At 69.0% G+C, this 18,750-nt stretch carries 21 protein-coding genes; 9 read left to right on the forward strand and 12 right to left on the reverse strand.

Annotated elements, in window-relative coordinates; all coding sequences use genetic code 11:
* Positions 1–108: 108 nt before the first annotated feature.
* Positions 109–1,077, reverse strand: coding sequence for a methyltransferase domain-containing protein (locus ACQUS8_RS10890; RefSeq protein ID WP_435100876.1), 969 nt, complete (start codon positions 1,075–1,077; stop codon positions 109–111).
* A 117-nt stretch (positions 1,078–1,194) separates the two neighbouring features.
* Between ACQUS8_RS10890 and ACQUS8_RS10895 the strand changes: the two genes are divergently transcribed.
* Positions 1,195–1,755 (forward strand): TATA-box-binding protein, encoded by a 561-nt coding sequence (locus ACQUS8_RS10895; protein ID WP_435100877.1) that lies wholly within the window; start codon positions 1,195–1,197, stop codon positions 1,753–1,755.
* A gap of 114 nt (positions 1,756–1,869) precedes the next feature.
* On the opposite strand, the gene hisG is transcribed toward ACQUS8_RS10895, so the two are convergent.
* Positions 1,870–2,718 carry an ATP phosphoribosyltransferase gene (gene hisG, locus ACQUS8_RS10900; RefSeq protein WP_435100878.1) on the reverse strand — a complete coding sequence of 283 codons (849 nt, stop codon included), beginning with the start codon at positions 2,716–2,718 and terminating at the stop codon, positions 1,870–1,872.
* A 93-nt stretch (positions 2,719–2,811) separates the two neighbouring features.
* Between hisG and ACQUS8_RS10905 the strand changes: the two genes are divergently transcribed.
* From ACQUS8_RS10905 to ACQUS8_RS10920, 4 genes are all read left to right on the forward strand, one after another.
* On the forward strand, positions 2,812–3,888 hold the full coding sequence (locus ACQUS8_RS10905) for a hypothetical protein (RefSeq protein WP_435100880.1): 1,077 nt from the start codon (positions 2,812–2,814) through the stop codon (positions 3,886–3,888).
* Between the two features lie 25 nt (positions 3,889–3,913).
* Positions 3,914–5,212 (forward strand): amidohydrolase, encoded by a 1,299-nt coding sequence (locus ACQUS8_RS10910; protein WP_435100882.1) that lies wholly within the window; start codon positions 3,914–3,916, stop codon positions 5,210–5,212.
* A 92-nt stretch (positions 5,213–5,304) separates the two neighbouring features.
* Complete coding sequence (locus tag ACQUS8_RS10915; RefSeq protein ID WP_435100884.1) at positions 5,305–6,750, forward strand: DNA primase; 1,446 nt, start codon at positions 5,305–5,307, stop codon at positions 6,748–6,750.
* 235 nt (positions 6,751–6,985) lie between these two features.
* On the forward strand, positions 6,986–8,269 hold the full coding sequence (locus ACQUS8_RS10920) for an adenosylhomocysteinase (RefSeq protein WP_435100886.1): 1,284 nt from the start codon (positions 6,986–6,988) through the stop codon (positions 8,267–8,269).
* A gap of 108 nt (positions 8,270–8,377) precedes the next feature.
* Here the strand turns inward: ACQUS8_RS10920 and ACQUS8_RS10925 are convergent, their stop codons facing one another.
* Both ACQUS8_RS10925 and ACQUS8_RS10930 read right to left on the reverse strand, forming a co-directional pair.
* The gene (locus ACQUS8_RS10925; RefSeq protein WP_435100888.1) at positions 8,378–8,548 is read right to left on the reverse strand and encodes a hypothetical protein; all 171 of its coding nucleotides are present in this window, start codon (positions 8,546–8,548) and stop codon (positions 8,378–8,380) included.
* 44 nt (positions 8,549–8,592) lie between these two features.
* On the reverse strand, positions 8,593–9,414 hold the full coding sequence (locus ACQUS8_RS10930) for a formate/nitrite transporter family protein (protein WP_435100890.1): 822 nt from the start codon (positions 9,412–9,414) through the stop codon (positions 8,593–8,595).
* A gap of 91 nt (positions 9,415–9,505) precedes the next feature.
* On the opposite strand from ACQUS8_RS10930, the gene hjc reads away from it, so the two are divergent.
* Entirely contained in the window at positions 9,506–9,997 is a 492-nt protein-coding gene (hjc, locus tag ACQUS8_RS10935; RefSeq protein ID WP_435100892.1) for a Holliday junction resolvase Hjc, read from the forward strand.
* Here the strand turns inward: hjc and ACQUS8_RS10940 are convergent, their stop codons facing one another.
* Positions 9,998–10,624, reverse strand: a complete 627-nt coding sequence (locus ACQUS8_RS10940; RefSeq protein ID WP_435100894.1) for an SWIM zinc finger family protein — start codon at positions 10,622–10,624, stop codon at positions 9,998–10,000.
* Positions 10,625–10,742: 118 nt separating this feature from the next.
* Between ACQUS8_RS10940 and ACQUS8_RS10945 the strand changes: the two genes are divergently transcribed.
* Positions 10,743–10,949, forward strand: coding sequence for a DUF7472 family protein (locus ACQUS8_RS10945; protein WP_435100896.1), 207 nt, complete (start codon positions 10,743–10,745; stop codon positions 10,947–10,949).
* Between the two features lie 66 nt (positions 10,950–11,015).
* On the opposite strand, the gene priL is transcribed toward ACQUS8_RS10945, so the two are convergent.
* Entirely contained in the window at positions 11,016–12,074 is a 1,059-nt protein-coding gene (gene priL / locus ACQUS8_RS10950) for a DNA primase regulatory subunit PriL (protein WP_435100898.1), read from the reverse strand.
* Positions 12,075–12,170: 96 nt separating this feature from the next.
* Between priL and ACQUS8_RS10955 the strand changes: the two genes are divergently transcribed.
* A complete protein-coding gene (locus tag ACQUS8_RS10955) occupies positions 12,171–12,752 on the forward strand; it encodes a protein sorting system archaetidylserine decarboxylase (protein ID WP_435100900.1) in 582 nt (193 codons plus the stop codon).
* A 12-nt stretch (positions 12,753–12,764) separates the two neighbouring features.
* Here ACQUS8_RS10955 and ACQUS8_RS10960 read toward each other — a convergent pair whose 3' ends face one another.
* The 3 genes from ACQUS8_RS10960 to ACQUS8_RS10970 all read right to left on the reverse strand — a co-directional run bounded on the left by ACQUS8_RS10960 (position 12,765) and on the right by ACQUS8_RS10970 (position 14,555).
* Positions 12,765–13,394, reverse strand: coding sequence for a uracil-DNA glycosylase (locus ACQUS8_RS10960; RefSeq protein WP_435100903.1), 630 nt, complete (start codon positions 13,392–13,394; stop codon positions 12,765–12,767).
* Positions 13,395–13,457: 63 nt separating this feature from the next.
* Positions 13,458–13,718 (reverse strand): hypothetical protein, encoded by a 261-nt coding sequence (locus ACQUS8_RS10965; protein ID WP_435100905.1) that lies wholly within the window; start codon positions 13,716–13,718, stop codon positions 13,458–13,460.
* Positions 13,719–13,811: 93 nt separating this feature from the next.
* Positions 13,812–14,555, reverse strand: coding sequence for a DNA polymerase sliding clamp (locus ACQUS8_RS10970; RefSeq protein ID WP_435100907.1), 744 nt, complete (start codon positions 14,553–14,555; stop codon positions 13,812–13,814).
* A gap of 130 nt (positions 14,556–14,685) precedes the next feature.
* Between ACQUS8_RS10970 and ACQUS8_RS10975 the strand changes: the two genes are divergently transcribed.
* Positions 14,686–15,459 carry an SAM-dependent methyltransferase gene (locus ACQUS8_RS10975; RefSeq protein ID WP_435100909.1) on the forward strand — a complete coding sequence of 258 codons (774 nt, stop codon included), beginning with the start codon at positions 14,686–14,688 and terminating at the stop codon, positions 15,457–15,459.
* Positions 15,460–15,494: 35 nt separating this feature from the next.
* On the opposite strand, the gene ACQUS8_RS10980 is transcribed toward ACQUS8_RS10975, so the two are convergent.
* From ACQUS8_RS10980 to tatC, 3 genes are read right to left on the reverse strand one after another with little or no spacing between them, the layout of a single operon-like run.
* Positions 15,495–16,208: a queuosine precursor transporter gene (locus tag ACQUS8_RS10980; RefSeq protein ID WP_435100911.1), complete on the reverse strand. Its 714-nt coding sequence runs from the start codon at positions 16,206–16,208 to the stop codon at positions 15,495–15,497.
* Positions 16,201–16,392: a ribbon-helix-helix domain-containing protein gene (locus tag ACQUS8_RS10985; RefSeq protein ID WP_435100913.1), complete on the reverse strand. Its 192-nt coding sequence runs from the start codon at positions 16,390–16,392 to the stop codon at positions 16,201–16,203. Before ACQUS8_RS10985 ends, ACQUS8_RS10980 begins: the two co-directional genes overlap by 8 nt.
* A 44-nt stretch (positions 16,393–16,436) precedes the next feature.
* Positions 16,437–18,677 carry a Sec-independent protein translocase TatC gene (gene tatC, locus ACQUS8_RS10990; RefSeq protein WP_435100915.1) on the reverse strand — a complete coding sequence of 747 codons (2,241 nt, stop codon included), beginning with the start codon at positions 18,675–18,677 and terminating at the stop codon, positions 16,437–16,439.
* Positions 18,678–18,750: the final 73 nt, after the last annotated feature.

Below are 18,750 nucleotides of genomic sequence, written 5' to 3' on the forward strand. Positions count from 1 at the left end.
TCAGCCTACGGACGCATCGTTCAATGCAGTTATCGTTCGGAAAACGAGGTGACAGGAGCCGACGACGAAAGTGAACGTCCGGAGCGCCGAGCGGGACGGGGTTCGGGCCTACTCCAGCACGAGGATGTGCCGGTCGAGCGAGCGGTGGACGCGCCGGACGAAGCGCGCCTCGACCTGCCAGCCGGCCTCGCGGGCTTCGTCGCGCCAGTCGCGGTCAGCGACGAGGACGCAGCGGCCGGTAGCGACGCGGTTCGCTTCGGCGAGCGCGCCGGCGACGAGGTCGCCGAGCGCGTGCGTCGCGACCTTCGACTGGCGCTCGTAGGGCGCGTCGAAGACGACGCAGTCGACGGCGTCCGCATCGAGGCCGAGGCGGGTGGCGTCGCCGTGGAGGACATCGTAGTCCTCGAGGAAGTGCGCGAGGTTCTCCGCGGCCCCGTGGGCCATCTTCTCCTGGGCGTCGTTGCCGACGACGCGCGCCCCGACGAGTCCGGCCTCGATGAGGACGCCGCCGGTGCCGCACATCGGGTCGAGGAGGGTGGTGTGCCCGTCTGCGCCCGCGAGGTTGCAGAGCGCGCGGGCGAGCAGCGGGTCCATGCTCCCAGGTTGGAAGAAAGGCCGGTCTGTCGGCCGGCGCTCGCCGTAGTCCCGGATCGAGGCGGCGGCGTGCCACCCGAGGAGGCAGGTGTCGTCGCTGAAGAGCGCGCGGAGTTCGTGGTCGGGGTCCTCGAGGTCGACGGAGAACCCGCGCTCGACGAGGACGCTCCCGAGGGCGCGCTCGGCGCGCTGGGTGTCGACGCCCGTGGTGGTGCGGACGTCGCGGGCGCGGACGGCGACGCTCCCCGCACGCGAGAGGTCGGCGTCGCCGAGGGCGGCCACGGCGGCCTCGACGCTGGCGTCCGTCCGGGCGAGGAGGACGTCGGCGTGCCGGGTATACGCGAGGACGGCGACCCGGTCGAGGGCGACGTCGTCGGCGACGGCGAGCCCGGGCGCGACGCGCGTGAGGCCGTCGGCGGCCGCAGCGTCGGCTTCCGCGGCGGCGAAGGCGTCGTCTTCGCCAGCGAGTTCGAGGCAGTACACGCCCGTAGTCGACCCGCCACCATCCTCTGTCTGTCGGTCGTCGGGGAAGCTATAAGGGCAGGCAGTGTCGGGACCGCCAACATTTATAAAGGTTAAATACGACCTTAAAGTCGAAGGATGACCGACCCAAAGGAAACCATCAACATTGAAAACGTGGTCGCGTCGACGGGCATCGGGCAGGAACTCGACCTGCAGTCCGTCGCCATGGACCTCGAAGGGGCGGACTACGACCCCGAGCAGTTCCCCGGCCTCGTCTATCGCACGCAGGACCCGAAGTCGGCGGCACTCATCTTCCGCTCCGGCAAGATCGTCTGCACGGGTGCGAAGAGCACCGAGGACGTCCACGAGAGCCTCCGCATCGTCTTCGACAAGCTCCGCGAGCTCGACATTCAGGTGGAGGACGAGCCCGAAATCGTCGTCCAGAACATCGTTACGTCCGCGGACCTCGGCCACCAGCTCAACCTGAACGCCATCGCCATCGGCCTCGGCCTCGAGAACATCGAGTACGAGCCCGAGCAGTTCCCCGGTCTGGTCTACCGGCTCGACGGCCCCGAGGTCGTCGCGCTCCTCTTCGGCTCCGGCAAGCTCGTCATCACGGGCGGGAAGGAGCCCGAGGACGCCGAGAAGGCCGTCGACAAGATCGTCTCCCGGCTCGAAGAACTCGGTCTCCTCGACTGAGCCCTTAGCGTCGGTCGCCCGTCATGCGACGGTTGGCGGCGCGTGCGTCGCGCCCGTCGAGCGCCCGCGGGCAACGAAACGTCCTTTTTCGAGACTCCCCGTCGAGCGACCGCGTTACTCGACGAGGCGCTCGATTTCCGTGACAAGGATGCCGCTCGCCCCGACGTCCTTCAGCTTCGAGACGGTCTCAAAGACGTCGCGCTCCTCGACGACAGCGTGGACGGCCACCGCGTCCTCGCCCTCGACGTCCATCACGGTCGGGCCGTCGAGCCCCGGGAGGACGTCCTCGACGGCGTCGAGTTTGGACTCGGGCGCGTTCAGCATCACGTAGCGCTTGCCGTTCGCGGCGAGCACGGAGTTCAGGGCGGTCTCCACCTGCCGGACCTTCTCGTCCCCGGCGACGTCGTCGCGCGCGAACAGCCGCACCGAGGAGTCGAGCACCTCGTCGACGACTTCGAGGCGGTTCACGCGCAGCGTGGTGCCCGTCGAGGTGATGTCGACGATGGCGTCCGCCATCTCGACGTGCGGCGTGAGTTCGGTCGCGCCCGTCACCTCGACGACTTCGACGTCGATGCCCTGTTCGGCGAAGTAGTCCTCGGTGACGTTCGGGAACTCGGTGGCGACGGTCAGCCCTTCCACGTCCTCGGGCGCGGTGATTCGGCCGTCCTCGGGCGCGGCGAGGACGAGGCGACACGACCCGAAGCCCAAGTCGAGGAGTTCGGTGACGCCCTCGACGCGGGACTCGCGGTGCTGGTCGTAGCCCGTGATGCCGACGTCCGCCGCGCCGTCCGCGACGTACTCGGGGATGTCGGCGGCGCGCGCGAAGAGCACGGTGACGTCCGGGTCGACGGTGTTCGCGTAGAGCTGGCGGTCCGCGCCGGACTCGACGGCGAGGCCCGCCCGGTCGAGCAACTCGAGGGTCGGCTCGTGCAGGCGGCCCTTGTTCGGGACGGCAATCTTCATACCGGAGCGAACGCGGGGTCGCTCCTAAGGGTTAGCGGTGGGCGCGACAGGAGAACCCCGAACGTTGATAGGTCGGAACGGTAACGGGACGACATGGCCCTCCCCGCCGCCGTCGCCGCCCTCCTCGTCGTCTCGCTTCTCGCCTACGGCGTCGCGCGCCTCTACGGCGCCGCCGTCCACGGCACCGAGAACGCCCTCTCGCGCCTCCGGCGCTCGCTCGTCGTCGCCTGCGTGGTGAGCGCGCTCCTCGGCCTCCTCGCGTTCGTCGGCGCGGGCGGCCTCGACCCGATAGAGCGCGTGTTGGGCGAGGGGTACGTCGGCGACGCCGTCGGCGTCGTGGCGATGGACGCCGCGGTGTACGTCGCCGTCCTCGCGTGCTACCTCGGGTTCTGGCCGGCGATTCGCGCCGCGCGCGACCTCGAGGCCACGACGGCACACGCCGCCGTCCGGTTCGGTCGGGCGCTCGCCGCGGTCCTCGGGCCGATGGCCGTCGTCATTTACGCCTTCTTCCACATGCCCGGCGGGCCCGGCTACTATCTCGTCGTGCTCGCCCTCCTCGCCCTCGGCTACGCCGGGAACGGGTACATCGTGCGCCTCGCACAGTCGACGCGGGAGCCGACCGACGCGGAGCGCGAGCGCATCGCGGCGGCCTGCGACACCGCCGACTTCGCCCCGCGCTCGGTGCGCGTCATTGAGTCCGAGGAGAACGAGTGGCCCGGGCTCGCCGTCCGCGGCCCGCCGCGCTACCGCTCGCTGTTCGTCGGGAGCTACCTCCTCTCGGCGTACGACGACGACGCGCTGACCGTGCAGGTGGCGCGCGGGGCCGGACAGGCGCGCCGGGGCTACCTCGAAGCGAAAGTCGGCGCGCTGGTGGCGTTCGTCGTCGCCCTCGGCACGCTCGTCACCGCGTCGAACGCCGTCGGCCTCGCCGTCGGCGCGCTCGGCCTCGTCGTGGCAGTCGCAATTCTCTGGTACGGCAACCGCGCCCGCTACGCCGCCGACCGGGACGCCGCGGCGGCAACGAGCACCGAAACCGTCGTCGAATTCCTCCGCGCGCTCGCCGAGGACTACGGACTCTCGCTCGACGCTGGCGGCCGGATACGGAACTTCCTGAAGATGCGCCCGAACCTCCGGCGGCGCATCAATCGCCTCGAAGAGCGGGCGGACTAAGGCGTCGCGGCGCACAGTCGGGCGTATGACCACGCTCCGAATCGCGGGCGGGCGCGTCCTCCACCCGGACGTCTCGGTGAGCGAGAGCGACGTGCTCGTGGACGGGGAGAGCGGCGAGATACTCGACGTCGGCGAGGACGTCGAGGCGGCCGACGAGACGCTGAACGCCGAGGGCTGTCTCGTAATGCCCGGTCTCGTGAACGCGCACTGCCACGCGGCGATGACGCTCCTGCGGGGGTACGCCGATGACAAACCCCTGGAGAGCTGGCTCCGCGAGGACGTCTGGCCGGTCGAGGCCGAACTAACGGGCGAAGACGTCCGCGTCGGCACCGAGTTGGCGCTCGTCGAACTCATCAAGGCGGGGACGACGGCGTTCGCGGACATGTACTTCGAGATGCCGGAAGTCGCGGAAGCCGTCAAGGAGGCGGGCCTGCGCGCGCGCCTCGGCCACGGCGTCGTCGGCGTCGGGAAGGAAGAGGACGCGGCGCGCGCCGACCACGAGGAGAGTCTCGCCTTCGCCCGCGAGTACGACGGCTACGCGGACGGCCGCATCCGCACCGTCTACGCGCCCCACAGCCTCACGACGGTGGACGAGGACCTCCTCCGCGAGTACGTCCCGAAAGCCCGCGAGGCCGGCGTGGCACTCCACTACCACGCGAACGAGACCGCGGACGAGGTCGCGCCCATCGTCGAGGAGCACGACGAGCGCCCGCTGGAGTACGCGGACGACCTCGGGATGCTCGGCGACGCGGACTTCCTCGCGCACGGTGTCCACAGCGACGCCGACGAGGTCGCGTTGCTTGCCGAGCGCGGCACGGCCGTCGTCCACTGCCCGGCGTCGAACATGAAGCTCGCGTCGGGCGCGGCTCCGATTCCGGCCTACCGCGAGGCGGGCGTGACCGTCGCACTGGGGACGGACGGCGCGGCGTCGAACAACGACCTCGACCTCTTCGACGAGATGCGCGACGCCGCGATGCTCGGAAAGCACGCTGCGAACGACGCGAGCGCCGTGCCCGCCGAGGCCGTCGTGGAGATGGCGACAGTGGGCGGTGCGGACGCGCTCGGCATCGACGCCGGCCGCATCGAGCCCGGACGGAAGGCGGACCTCGCCGTCGTGGACTTCGAGACCGCCCACTTGACGCCGACGCACGACGCCGTCTCGCACCTCGCGTACGCGGCGCGCGGGAGCGACGTCCGGCACACCGTCTGCGACGGGGACGTGCTCATGCGCGACGGCGAGGTGACGGTCCTCGACGAGGCGGCCGTCCGGGCGCGCGCGCAGCGGCACGCCGAGGAACTGGTGGCTCGGGCCGAGAGAGAATAACCGTTTAAACCGTTCAGAACCCTCTAAACGTACGGAACGCGACTGAACGAGCGTCCGGGTTTTTCCCCTCCTGGGGAGTAGGGAAGGGTACGATGACACGGACCCGAACGATTGCGATGTCGGTGATGCTCGTCGCCGCGTTGGCGGTCCCCTTCGCCGGGGGCGCCCTCGCCGCGTCAGGTGACGGCCTCACGGTCGACGTGACGCAAGCCGACGACGGCAGTGCGACGGTGACGGTCACCGAGAACGCGAGTGCGGTGGCGAACGCCTCTGTGAGCGTCGAGCCGGTGAACAACTCCACGTACGTGGGTGCGGGCAACTACACGACGGGGCCGAACGGCACCGTCGCCCTCCCTGCCCCTGAACAGAACGTCACGGTCGCCGTGAGCGCGATGGCCGACAACGAGTCGGCGACGGTGACGCAGACGCTCGTCGCGCCGACGAACGACACCCAGAACGCGACGCTCGCCGTCGACGTCACGCAGGCTGACGACGGGAACGCCACCGTCGCCGTGACGCAGAACGGCAGTGCCGTCTCCAACGCGACTGTCGACGTCGCCGCGACGAACAACTCGACGTACGCCGGCGCCGGGAGCTACACGACGGGTGCGAACGGCACCGTCGCACTCCCCGCCCCCGAGCAGAACGTCACGGTCGACGTGACCGCGACGGCCGACAACCTCAGCGCGTCCACGACCGCGACGCTCGTCGCGCCGACGAACGACACCCAGAACGCGACCCTCGCAGTCGACGTCACGCAGTCTGAGGACGGCAGCGCGACGGTCTCCGTGACGCAGAACGGGAGCGCGGCCGCGAACGCCTCCGTGGACGTCGAGACACAGGACAACGTGACGTACGCCGGCACCGGGAGCTACACGACGGGCGAGAGCGGCACCGTCGCCCTCCCCGCCCCCGAGGAGAACGTCACTGTCGTCGTCACCGCGATGACGGACAACCTGACGGCCTCCACGACCGCGACCCTGACGGTCGCGACGAACACGACGCAGAACGCCACCGAGAACGAGACTGAGCTCGACGAGCCGTTCGGCGAACGCGTCTCCGCGTTCGTCCACAGCCTCCTCGCCTCGGGCAACATGAGCGGGCAGGCGGTCTCCGAGTGGGTCACTTCGAACAACCCCGGTAACGCCCACGCGAACGGCCACGACGCCGACGAGAACGAGACCGACGTCGAAGGCGACGAGAACGAGACGGCCGAGAACGAGACTGACGACGACAAGCGCGGGCCGCCCGAGCACGCCGGCGCCAACGGTCACGACAAGAAGCAGGGCAACGGTCACAACGCCGCCGAGAACGAGACTGACGACGGTAACGAGCGCGGGCCGCCCGAGCACGCCGGCGCCAACGGCCACGACGATGCCGCCGAGAACGAGACTGACGACTCCACCGAGTCCGACGCGGACTCCGACAGCACGCAGTCCTCCGACACGGACGCCGAGAGTAGCGACGACGGCGACTCCGACACCGAGGACGAGACGCCCGGAAACGGCAACGGCAAGGCCCACGGCCACGACGGCTAATCGGCCGCGAGCGCCGTTGTACCGTGAGTGACTAGTACCTCAGCAGCCACCGTCCTTTTCTGACGAGCGCTCCGAACTAGAGCCGCCGTGGCGGAGACGCGACGCCACGGGTGAACGCGACGGCCATCGGAGCCACCGGCGCCGGCACGCCTTGCTCACGTGCCGGCGCACACGCCGCACGGCGACGCGAGCGGGTATGCGAAGTATTTTCCACGCGCCCCGTGCACGAACACGTATGGACACCGCCGCTCCTATCAGCGACCGCCTCGACGACGTCGACGAGCACGTCGAGGAGGGTCGACGCAAGATGGACTGGGCGCTCGAACACATGCCCATCCTCACCGCGCTCCGCGAGCAGTTCGAGGCCGGCAAGCCCCTGCGCGACCACCGCGTCGGGATGGCGCTCCACGTCGAAGCGAAGACCGCCGTCCTCGTCGAGACGCTCGCCGAGGCCGGCGCGGACGTCGCCATCACGGGCTGTAACCCCCTCTCGACGCACGACGACGTGAGCGCGGCGCTCGACGCCCACGAGAACATCACGTCCTACGCGAAGCGCGGCGTCGACGACGAGGAGTACTACGAGGCGATGGACGCCGTCATCGACCACGAACCCACTATCACCGTCGACGACGGCGGCGACCTCGTCTTCCGTATCCACGAGGAGTACCCCGAACTCATCGAGGACATCGTCGGCGGCACCGAGGAGACCACGACCGGCGTCCACCGCCTCCGCGCGATGGATCAGGAGGGCGCCCTCGACTACCCGATGTTCAACGTGAACGACACCCCGATGAAGCACCTCTTCGACAACGTGCACGGCACCGGGGAGTCCGCGCTCGCGAACATCGCGATGACCACGAACCTCTCGTGGGCGGGCAAGACCGTCGTCGTCTCCGGGTACGGCTACTGTGGCCGCGGCGTCGCGAAGAAGGCCGCCGGCCAGAACGCGAACGTCGTCGTCACCGAGGTCGACTCCCGTCGCGCGCTCGAGGCCCACATGGAGGGCTACGAGGTCATGCCGATGGACGAGGCCGCCAAAGTGGGGGACGTCTTCGTCACCACCACCGGGAACCGCGACGTCATCACCGAGAAGCACTTCGCGAGCATGCAGGACGGCGTCGTCCTCGCGAACGCCGGCCACTTCGACGTCGAAATCAACCTCGAACAGCTCTCCGAGCTCGCCGTGAACGAGCGCGAGGCCCGCGAGGGCGTCCGCGAGTACGAACTCGAGGACGGCTCGCGCGTCAACGTCCTCGCCGAGGGCCGCCTCGTCAACCTCGCGAGCCCCGTCGCGCTCGGCCACCCCGTCGAGGTCATGGACCAGTCCTTCGGCGTGCAGGCCGTCTGCGTGCGCGAACTCGCCAACAACGGTGACGAGTACGACGCCGGCCTCCACTCCGTCCCTGACGAGCTCGACCGCGAGGTCGCGGAGACGAAACTCGACGCCGAGGGCATCGAGCACGACGTCCTCTCCACCGAGCAGGAGCAGTACATGGGCTCCTGGCGGCACGGGACGTAGGCGAACTCGAAGAGTTCGCCGAACACGCGAACGGGGAGGAACGATCCGTGAGCAAGCCCGACGGCTCCGCCGTCGAACACGGCCGCATCGAGCGACGGACGACGCGCACTACTCTTCTTCGGGGAGCAGTCGGAACGTCGCGTTCCCGCAGACGCACGTCCCGTCGGTGCCGATGGGACGGGCGGCGTCGCCGTCTACTTGGACCGGGAACACACGTCCACAGGACGTGCAGCGGCCGACGCGCTGTGGTTCGCCGCCGGAGTCGGGTGTGTCCGCCATTTCGGGCGGTGATACTGAGTACGACGAGATAGCCGTTACGCCCCTCACTCGCCGCCCCGGACGACGTGGCCGTACTTGAGGAGGGCGACGAAGACGACGCCGCCGACGACGTTGCCAGCGGTGGCGACCACGAGGAAGCGGAAGTAGGCGACGAGCGGGTAGGCGTCAGTGGTGAGGACGCCGGCGAGCACCTCGACGGTGCCGGCGATGGAGTGTGGGAGGTGTGCGAGGCCGATGGCGGCGGTGACGAGCCAGACGACGGCGAAGCGTGCGAGCGTGCTGTCAGCGCCGGCGACGAGCCACGAGAGCAGGCCCATCAGCCAGCCGGCGAGGATGGCGCCCGTGAAGACGACGAACGGGCCGTGCGCGAGGAGGGGTGTGGCGATTTCCGCGAAGACGCCGGGCTCAACGATGCCGTAAGCGGGCGCGAGCCACACCATCGCGGCGGCGAAGATCGACGCACCCACGATGTTGCCGACGTAGACGAGGCCCCAGAGGCGCGCGAGCGATGCGAACGAGGAACGGCCGTCGAGCACGGGGAGGACGGCGAGCGTGGTGTGTTCGGTGAAGAGTTCGGAGCGCCCGAGGACGACGAAGACGAAGCCGATGGCGTAGGCGTTCGCGACGAGGAACGTCTGGGTCGCGTGGTCGTAGACGCCCGCCGTCAGGGTGAGGACGACACCCATGAAGAGCGGGCCGAAGCCGATGTCGAGACCGGCGGAGAGCGCGGAGAGCAGGAGGCCGTCCGCGGGCCGCTGGAGTTCGTTCAGACCGGAGCGGATCTGCCGGGCGAGGATGTCGGTGCCGGACGTACCCGACTCCGCCGCGTCGTCGGCATCGAAACTCGACGTGGAGGACTCGCTCACGCGAGCGTGGTTCGGGACGAACCGGATTAAGAACCCCGGCCGACCCCGTCGCCATCGGCCAGTTTATCCGCGTTCGGCGGCGAGAGGGGATATGGTGCGAAACGAGAAGGGCGACCGGCGCGAGCGCGAACTCGTCAATCGTCTCGACGACGCGGGGTTCGCCGTGATGCGTGCGCCCGCGTCCGGGTCCGCGACGACGCGCGAACTCCCGGACGTCCTTGCGGGCGACGGCACGGTCTTCTACGCGGTGGAGGCGAAGTCCTCCTCCGGGAAGCCCATCTACCTCACCGGCGAGGAGGTCGAGGCGCTCGTCTACTTCTCGCAGAACTTCGGGGCGCGGCCGAAGATCGGCGTGCGCTTCGACCGGGAGGACTGGTACTTCTTCCATCCGAGCGACCTGCACGTCACGGACGGCGGGAACTACCGCGTGAAGAAGGAGAAGGCGCTCGCGGACGGCGACACCATCCCCGACTTGAAGGCCGCGGGCGAGGGTGAGGCGGACGACACGGACGTCACGAAGGTCCTCGAAGCCGTCGCGCAGGGCGTCCTCAGCGTCGAGGAGGGCGCGGAGATGCTCGACTAGTCAGACGCGTTCGAGGCGGCCGCGCGGGAAGGCGTACGTCCGCACGCCGCGCTCGCGGAGGCGCTCGGGCGTGGCGTCACGAACCGGGTAGACGGCCTCGACGACGACGTCGTCGGGGTCGTAGCCCTCGTTCGACGGGTGGGTAGCGACGGTGTGGTCGCCGACGTCGACGGCACGGGCACGTTTCTGGAGGGTGTCGACGACGACGAGGACGTCGCCGCGCTCGCGGTCGCGGACGAGCGTCCCGGCGTCGAGCGTGCAGTCGTCGCAGTAGACCGGGTCGGGCGTCTCGGCGTCGACGAACACGCGCTCGCCACAGGCCGCACAGTCGGCGTCGCGTTCGTCGGGCGCTGGGACACGGCGGTCGGTAATCTCGATGGCGACCCGACGGAGGTGCTTGCAGCGCGTCTCGCGGTACTGGTAGTCGGGACACGTGCAGGTCCCCTCGGGGAGCGCGACAGTATAGGCGGTGCCGGCACCGACGACGACGTCGTAGCGGCCGTCGCCGAGCGGCACGACGGCCATCGGCTCGCTGCGCGCGCGGGCGGCGCGGCTGTCCGTCCGGCCGTCCGGGACGAGAGGTTCGATGCGGGGGTTCGTGGTGCGGGTGGGTTTCGTTGGCACCATGAGAACAGATAGGTGCTACAGCCCTAAAAGCGCATCACCGGCGCTCCTATCGGCCATCTGTGCGGTATCACGAGCGGCAGACCGCCACCCTTTTGCTCGCTGTGCGGAAAGAAGCGGTATGCTCATCGAACGCGACACCGTCGTCGAGGCGGCCGTGACGCTCGGGGCGGTCGCGCTCTTCATCGGCATCATCCTCGTCGGTGACACGATTACGCACACGCAGGCGTTCACCACGCAGGAGGGGTACACCGTCGTCGGTGCCATCGTCGCCTTCGTCCTCGTGATGGCCGGTGCCGGCCTCTACCTCTCCACGAAACAGGACTGAGCGCCGTCGAAAACCGCCGACGAACGCCGAACACGCGCCGCGCTTCGAACGCCCGTCTGCCACGCCCTATTCTGCGGTCTCCTCGGTCGCGTCCGCCTCCCGCCAGTCCTCGAGTTCGTCCTCGTCGGCGTCCTCGAGTTTCGCCTCGTAGTAGCTGAGCGGGTGGCTGATGTGCTCGCAGAGCGCGTCCGGGTTCACGCAGTCGCCGTAGGCCTGCATCGTCGCGCACGACGGCGCGGTGTACTCGGTGGGGCTCGACTCGCCCTTGATGTGGTCGGTCTGGTAGCGCGTCATCTCCTCGCCGAACCCCGGGTTCACCTCGTAGAGCTCGACAATTTCGTCCGTCGAGAGGCCTATGTTGCCGAGGAACGCCGTGAGCGCGAAGCGCGAGTGGTGCGCGAGGTGGTCGCCGCGCTGGACGGCGTCGAGCAGGTGCTGCATACAGGGCGGGAAGAGGTCGGGAACGACGGTGTCGATTTCGCGCGTGAGGTCGAGGTCCGCGAGCGTCTCCCGAATCGCCGCGAGCGGCTCGTCGAGCGCGTCGCCGATCGCGTCCGGCACCCCGAGCGGGAGGCCGTCCTCGACGCGCTCCTGGACCGCCTCGCGGAGCAGCGTGTCGAGCTCTGGTTCGCTCACCGGGACGACGCCGTCGTCGAGCGGCCGGTTCACGAGGCGCCACTCGTCGCCGCGCAGCGACGCCGCGAGGCGAAGGTAGGTGGCGACACCCGCCTCGAAGCCGCCGTCGCGGACCGGGCGGACGTCGTCGGCGAGGTCGAACTCGCGGAGGAGGTCCGTGCGCGTGACGACGCCGCGCTCGTCCCCGAAGTCAGCGCGGAAGCGCGTCTCGGCGCGGTTCGCCTCTGCCTGCGCGTAGTAGCGCGTACAGACGTTCTCGTCCACGAGCGAGACGAGGACACGCGCGACCGGATACGAGAGGAGTTCGACGCGGTCCGAGGGGGCGCGCTCGCCGACGTCGCGCTCCGTGAGCGCGTTCTGGACGCGCTCGGTCGCGCGCTCGACGACCGCGTCGTCCTCGCGGACGACTTCGACGAGATCCACGCCCGCCTCCTGAACGGCCCGACGGGCGTCGCGGGCGAACGGATATCGGGCGTGACGAGTCTCCATACGGACTGTCGGTGGGGTCCGACGCCGATAAACCGCCCGGTCCGCGCCGCGTCGGGACCGCAAGACGGTTGACGGCCGCGCCCCCATCCGTGGCGTATGCGTCTCGCGCCCGGCGCCCGCACGTACGCCGTCCCGCCGCTCGCGCTCGCGGTTCCCTGCCTGTTCGTCCTCCTGCCCGTGGGGCTCGCGCTCGCCGGCCTCGGGCTGTTCGTCCTCTGGTTCCACCGCGACCCCGACCGGGACGTTCCCGCGGACGGTGTCGTCTCGCCCGCCGACGGCCGCGTGAGCGTTCTCAGAACCGAGGACGGTCGCGTCCGCATTGGGGTCTTCATGAACGTCTCGGACGTCCACGTGAACCGCGCGCCCCTCGACGGCGTCGTCGCGTCCGTCGACCACCGCGACGGCGCGCACCGCCCTGCGTTCTCGAAGGAGTCCGAGAAGAACGAGCGCGTCCGCGTCACCACCGATAGCTACGAGCTCGACCTCATCGCGGGCGCGTTCGCCCGCCGCATCCACCCCTACGTCGCACCCGGCGACGTCGTGGAGCGCGGCGAACGCGTCGGCCACATCTCCTTCGGCAGCCGCGCCGACGTCCTCCTCCCGCCCGAGTACGACGTCGAGGACGTCACCGTCGAGGTGGGTGACACGGTTCGCGCGGGCGAGACGGTGCTCGCGTAAGTCGCGTCGCGCCTAACAGTACTCCTCGAGAAGTCGGCCGAGTTCCGCGGCGTACTCCTCGTAGTCGTAGCCGAGCCGCGAGAGCCACATGTGCTGGTAGGCCGGGTGGAGCACCGGCAGTATCGTCACGCCGAGCGGCTCGCACGGGACGGGCTCGAGCACCGAGTCGAGGAAGCCCTCGAGCTCGCGGCTCGCGGCGTCGAACATGACGTGCGTCGCGTGCTTCCCGGTGGTGACGACCACCGCGGGGTCGACGGACTCGAGTTCCGCCTCCAAGTGCTCGAAGCAGTTCTCGAGTTCGGACTGGCGCGGCTCGCGGTTCGACCCCTCACCGTCCGGCGGGAAGCATTTCACCGCGTTCGTGTAGAAGACCGCGTCGTGGCCCGCGTCCGCGAAGAGTTCGCGGACGATTCGTCCCGAATGGCGCGCCGTGTAGGCCATCCCCGTCCAGTTGCCGCCCTGCCACTGCTCGGCCTCGGGCGTCCCCGCGCCCGGCGCCTCGCCGACTGCGACGATGTCCGCGTCGAGGGGACCGTTCCCCCACGCGATGCATTCGCGTGCCTCCGCGAGCGCGGGACAGCGCTCACAACCCGGGGCAACCGGATGTGCCGAATCCGGGTCGGGAAACTCGGGGTCGCTCATACCCGAGCGGAGGCGACGGGGCGCCAAGAGGCGCGCGATTCGTCGCGACGGTCCCGTCACGAGTTACGGGCGTTCCTCCGCCGACACCGCGACACCCACGGCGAAGAGCGAGGCGAGCGCGCCGACGAGCGCGAAGACGCCGACCGCGGAGAGGCCGAGGCGCGCGAGATACCGCAAGTCGGGCGCGAACGCCGCCGCGTCACCGCCCCTCGGTGTATGCCCGAGGACGTTCGCCTCCGGTATCGCCGCGACGTAGAGCGGGTTCGCGAGGCAGACGACGGCGAGGACGCCGAGGGCGAGCGCGAGGGCGTACGCACGGTTCACGCACGGGGATAGGCGGCGCGGGTACGTGGGTGTTACGCGAGCGGCGCGGCCACTGGACGGGGAAGCACAAAGAGAGAAACGGCGGCTCGGGCGTTAGTTCGACTGGATACGGGGCGCGAGCATGTAGGTGACGGAGCCCAGCCCTTCCGCGATGTCGAAGTGGAGTTTGACGGGGAACTCCTCGCCGAGTTCGAGGGTGACCTCGGCGTCCTTCGGGAGCGCCTTGTTCATGTCCTTCAGGTAGTCGAGGCTGAAGAGCGAGCGCGCGTCACCGGCCTCCAGATCGATGAGGTCCTCGCGCTCGAGTTCGAGATGGACGTCGTCGGTGTCGCCCTCGGCGTCGACGTAGAAGAGCTCGCGCTCGGCGTCGACACCCAGTGCGATGTGGTCGGAGACCATGTCGGCGGCGCGGACGGCGCGATCGATGTCCGCGCCCTCGACGACGACCTGCGCGGGGAGGTCGAGGTCGGGGAGGTCGGGTTCCTGTCGGATACTGTCGGGGTCGATGAGTGCCAGGGTGTACTCGAGGCCCTCGATCTGGATGTGGAGCTTGCGGGTCTCCTCGTCGAGTTCGAGCTGGACGAGCTGGCCGGCGTCCGCCATCCCGGCGATGTCCTCAAGCCGGGAGAGGTTGACGCCGATGAGCCCGCCGTCGGCCTCGTAGGACTCGAAGGCGTCCGCGGAGAGTTCCAGGTCCACCATCCCCACGTTCGCGGGGTCGACGGCACGAATTTCGAGGCCGTCCTCGTTGAGGTGGATCTTGCACTCGTCCACCAGCACGCTCACGGAGTCGAGCGTGTCCCGGAGCGTGTCGGCACTCACGATCGCCTTGAACATCTTGGAAATCGGTACGCCCGGGCCGCATAATAAACCCCCGGTATGCGCGCGTGCGCGTGAAGAAGTGGCGGGCGACGGCGGCCGCCGAGCGAAGCGCGTAAACGCCGCCACGCCCTTTACTAGGCCAACAATGGCCGGGAAAGACGAGTACTACAACCGGGCGAAGCAGCAGGGCTATCGCGCCCGCTCGGCGTACAAGCTGAAGCAACTGGACCGCGAACTCGATTTGATTTCGTCGGGCGACACCGTCGTCGACCTCGGCGCCGCCCCCGGTGGGTGGCTGCAGGTCGCCGCCGAGAAGGCCGGCTCGCACGGCCGCGTCATCGGCGTCGACCTCCAGCGCATCGACGACGTCGAGAAGGGCGACGCGCCCGTCGAGACGATTCGGGGCGACATGACCGAGGACGAGACGAAGGAGAAGGTGCGGAAGGCCGCAGACGGCCGCGTCAACACCGTCGTCTCGGACATGGCGCCGAACATGACCGGCGAGTACAACCTCGACCACGCCCGCTCGGCCTACCTCGCCCAGCAGGCGCTCGAGACGGCGGACGACCTCCTCGGCGAGGGTGGGAACTTCGTCGCGAAAATCTTCCAGGGCCAGGACCTCGAGCAGTTCCAGGCGGACGTTGAGCGCGAGTTCGCGTTCACGCGGACGCTCTCCCCCGACGCCTCCCGGGACGCCTCCTCCGAGGTGTACGTCGTCGGGAAGAACAAACTCACGGGCCCGGTCCGTGTCGGCGACGAGCTCGACGTCGAAATCGTCGACGAGGGCGAGGAGGGCGACGGTATCGCGAAGGTCGACGGCTTCACGCTCTTCGTCCCGGACGGCGAGCTGGGTGACGAAGTCCACGTCGAAGTCGTGGACGTCAAGCCCCGCTTTGCCTTCGCGGAGATTCGCGACTAGACACTTTTCCCGGCCGCGTTCGCGGATGAGGGCGACTATTTCGTGGGCGTGACGCGGCCCGTCTCAGCGCGGTTTCCGAGCAGCGAGACCGCGGCGTAGACGAACGGTGTGTCGCAGAGCGCGATGAGGAGCTTCAAGACGTATTGGCCGACGATGAGGCTCGCGATGACGCTCGACGGGAGCGGCGTGCCGCCGAGGAGTTGCGGGGCGAGCCAGAAGCCGACGCCGACGAAGATGACGGTGTCGATGGCCTGACTCGACGCCGTCGAGCCGATGTTGCGCAGCCAGAGGTGCGCGCCGTCGGTACGCCGGCGGAGCGCGTGGAAGACGATGACGTCCCAGTTCTGGCTGACGACGAACGCGCAGAGCGACCCGAGGACGATGCTCGTCGAGGAGCCGAGGACGGTCGCGAAGGTCGCGGGGTCGACAGAGGTGCGCGCGGCGGGTGCGAGAATCGTCGACCAGACGAGCACGAGCAGGACGAAGTTCATCGCGAAGCCCGTGTTGACGACGACCTGCGCGGGCCGTCGGCCGTAGAGTTCGCTGTAGCAGTCCGTCGCGAAGTAGGTGAGCGCGTAGGCGAGCGCCGCGCCCGGCATCACGAGCGTGCTCCCCGTCACCGGGAGGGAGATCGGGAGCTGGAAGGCGAGAATCTTCGACGCGGTCAGTTGGGCAGTGACGAGCGCCGTGACGAAGAGCGCGATGAGGACGACGCGCCCGGTAGCGAGCGGCGTCTCCCCCTCACTCATCCGTTTCCTCCCGGTCGTCCTCGAGGCGCCCGTGCCGGGCGTCGATCTCGTCGAGGACGTCGAGGGTCTTGCGGAGCGAGGCGCGAATCGCGTCCGAGCGGTTCACGAACTTGCCGTCGTCGCCGACGTGCTGGTCGAGGTCCTCGAGGAGTTCCTTCGGGACGTCGACGGATATCTTGGGCATACTCCCGTATTCGTGAGCGAATAGTTAAGCGACGCGTTCGCCGCTCAGGCCGGTCGCTCGTCGACAGTGGTCGGCTCCTCGGGACTCGCACCACCGCCGCCCCGACGGCCGCCGAGCGTCACCACCCAGAGGCCGGCGAGGCCGACGAAGAACGCGATAGCGATGGGCGCGCCGACGACGATCATCGTGTAGAGGCTGTCCGGGGTGACGAGCGCGCCGAATCCGAACGCACCGAGGACGAAGACGCGCCACTGCGCGCGCATCGTGCCGTACCCGACGATGCCCGACCAGTGCGAGAGCCACATCGTCACCGGGATGGAGGCGAGTAGGCCGATACCCGCTGTCGTCATGAACACCAGCCAGAGGAAGTCGCTGATGCGGTAGCTGATGACGACGTTCGCCTGCAGGGCGTCCCAGACGAGGTAGGAGATGATGGTCGGCGCGACGTACATGTAGCCGAGGACGCTCCCGGCGACGATGGTGACGGAGATGGCGGCCGCCCACGCGTAGATGACGCGGCGGCGCGCCTCAATGAACCCGCGCTCGCGCAGCGCCGGCCACATGAAGTAGAGGAGGAGCGGAATCGACACGATGGCCGCGACCACCGTCGAGAGCTTCACCTCGAAGACGAGCGCCTCGACCGGGTGGAGGACGATGGGCCAGCCGAGCGCGTCGGGGTTCTCCTGCAGGACTTCCGGGGGAATGCGGCTGATGAAGTCGTTCCGGATGAACCCGAGGCCGCCCCGGTAGAGGAACGCGAACGTGGCAGCGAGCACGAGCATGAACCAGCCGACCAGCCAGAAGAGCCGCGAGCGCAGGCTCCCGAGGATGAAGCGGATGTCGTGGTAGTAGCCGCCGATGTCCTCCTCGGTGGTTTCCTCCTCGGTGAACGCATCGAGCATCCCCGCGCTCGTCCGCGTGAAGACGTCGCTCTCCTCCCCGGTCTCGCCCTCACCGTCGGCCGCTTCGCCTTCGTCGCCCTCTTCGGCTTTGCGGCGCTCCTCAGCTTCGTCGAAGCGGTCGAGGATCGCGCCGGCCTTCTCCTTCTCGCCGGCCTCCATCGCCTCGTTGGCAAGTTCGAGGGCCTCCTCCTCGTCCATCGCGTCGAAGCGCTCATCGGGCGCCGCGCGGACGCCGGCGGCGTCGAGGACGGAGAGGTTCAGGTTCTCGGGCTTACGCGCCTTCCCGCCGTAGACGGCGTTCTCGGCGGCCGCGGCGGCCGCGATGGCGTCGTAGAGCGCGTAGCCGAACGCGACGAGGAAGCCGACGAACGCGACGACGAGGCCGACGACGGCGAGCGAAGCGTTCGGCCCGAGGCCGACGAATTCCGTCGCCGTCGGGACGCTGTACTGAGAGAAGCGCCCGATCGTCCGGTTGAGCAGGCCGATACCGCCGTAGCCGAAGAAGCCGTAGCCGGCGAGGAAGCCGAGGACGGTACCGCCAGCGAGGACGTTCCAGCGCGCGAGGAGTTCGCGCGAGACGTCGATGCGTTCGCTCCCGCGGCGCGCGAGCGTCACGACTTTCGCGAGGTAGAGGCTGAGCGCGTAGAGGAAGAGGAGCGGGACCGCCCACATGATCTGCGTGAAGGGGTCCGGCGGCGAGAACACCGCACCGAAGCCGAAGATGAGGATGACGGCGTGCTTCCAGTAGTCCCGGAACGTCTCGTAGGGGACGACTTCGGCGTAGGAGAGCGCCGTCATCGCGAGCGGGAGTTGGGCCGCGACGCCGAACGACACGGCGAGCACGAGGATGAACTGCGTCCACGCGACGATGGAGTACATCGGCTGGAGGTTCGCGCTCATCGCGTTCCCCGCGAGGAACGAGAACATCAGCGGGAAGAAGAGCTCGTAGGCGTACGTGACGCCGACGAACGCGAGGAAGATGGCGACGATGCCGATACCCGCGAGTTGCCACTTCGAGACCGAGACGTCCGGGATGATGCCGCGCTCCGCGAGCGGCCGCTTCGCGTAGTAGAGCAGGATGGGGAGCGCGAAGACGACGCCGACGATCATCCCGATTTTGACCTGCAGGAGGATGACGTCGAACGGCGTCTGGAAGATGACGTCGACGTTCTCGTCGAGCCCGAGTTTCGTGATGAGGTCCGCCTTCAGCGCCGGCCAGATGTACTTCCGCATCGCGATGATACCGCCGAAGAGGCCGACGACGAACGCGATGAAGACGACCTGGAGGCGTTTCTGTGCCGTCCCGAGGAGGACACCGATGGTCTCGCGGCCTTCGTTGACCGCGCGGGCGGTGTCCTCGCTAACGACCCCCGAGTCGCTCATTTGTGTCCGGTAGCCCGTTTCCCGTTATCAATCTTCTCCTCGTCACCCAAAAGAAAGCCTATAACGCCGGCAT

The sequence above is a fragment of the Halarchaeum sp. P4 genome, assembly GCF_051195175.1.
Taxonomy (GTDB): Archaea; Halobacteriota; Halobacteria; order Halobacteriales; family Halobacteriaceae; genus Halarchaeum.